This window comes from Vibrio sp. 10N.261.52.C11, assembly GCF_041471405.1.
Classification (GTDB): Bacteria; Pseudomonadota; Gammaproteobacteria; order Enterobacterales; family Vibrionaceae; genus Vibrio; species Vibrio crassostreae_C.
Map to the genome: position 1 here is coordinate 1 of NZ_JBFROI010000091.1, position 1,435 is coordinate 1,435.

General features: G+C 47.7%; 1 protein-coding gene. It reads left to right on the forward strand.

Features of this window, described 5'->3' with window-relative positions; translation table 11 throughout:
- Nucleotides 1-1,435 (forward strand): hypothetical protein (locus tag AB4323_RS23120; protein WP_372153450.1); only part of this gene is annotated, 1,435 nt, incomplete at both ends.

A 1,435-nucleotide genomic window follows, 5' to 3' on the forward strand; every position in this document is an offset into this window, starting at 1 on the left:
AGACACGTCGGATGTTGAAGCTAACGTCTTTACTATTAGCTTCTCGGATACCAATTTAGGTCAATACACCTTTACGTTACTTGAAGCGCTTGACCACGAAGATGGTCTGGTGAATAACAGTTTGAGCTTTGACCTGCCTGTTTATGCGGTAGACAGTGACGGTGATGACTCAGTGATGTCGTCACTGACTGTGACCATCGAAGATGATGTTCAAGGCATGAGCAATGGCATCCTGAATATCGAAGAGCCAACCGTCGCTGATCTGGGCGTAGGGGTGGTGACCACAACTACCATTGATGTGATGCCAGAGCAGAGTGCTGATGGTGCGACCATTACTGAGTTCACTTATGATGGTGGGACTCCACTAACACTTGACCAAACGGATATCGGCGAGCAAGAGTTTATCTTCACTGAAGGCTCTCTGTTTATCACACTTGAAGGTGAAGTACGCTTCGAACCAAACCGCAATCTAGACCACACGGTTAGCGAAGACATCGTCAAATCGATTGTGGTGACCTCAAGTGATTTAGATAACGATGTGGTGACGTCAACGGTCACACTGACGATTACTGATGGCGATATTCCAACCATCGAATCCGTACCAAGCGTGACGCTATCAGAAACACAACTTTCTGATGGCTCGACACCAAGCGGCAGTGCGGTGAGTCAAACCGAGACTATCTCGTTTACCAACCAAAGTGATGATGTTGAGAAGTTCCGAATCGAACCAACTGAGTTCAATGTGGGTGGTGCGTTAACGTCGAACAACATTGCGGTTGAACTGAAAGAAGACCCAGCAGACTCAGGCATCTATACCGGCTTTATTGATGACGGTGGAACGGACGTTCCTGTCTTCAGCTTAAGCTTCTCCGGTACTACGTTAGGTGAATACACCTTCACACTGCTTGAAGCATTAGACCATGCCGATGGCTTAGATAACAACGTGCTGACCTTCGACTTGCCAGTTTATGCCGTCGACTCAGATGGCGATGACTCATTGGTGTCTCAGCTTAATGTGAATATTGGTGATGACGTCCAAATCATGGCGAATGGTACGCTGGATATTACCGAGCCGAATTTAGCTGACGGTACGGTGACGACCAATACCATTGATGTAATGACGGCGCAAAGTGCCGATGGCGCAGTGATTACCCAGTTCACTTATGACGGTGGTACCGCTCAAACTCTAGATCCAACAATCACAGGTGAGCAGAAATTTACGTTCACTGAGGGTGATGTGTTCGTCACCATCGAAGGTCACGTGCGCTTTGAGCCAAACCGTGATTTAGACCACGAAGATGGCGATATCGTTAAATCTCTCGTCTTTACGTCAAGCGATGGCGATATCGATGTTGAAACGGCCACTGTCACACTGACGATTATTGATGGTGATATCCCAACGATTGAATCGGTGCCAAGCATCGCGCTTGCTGAA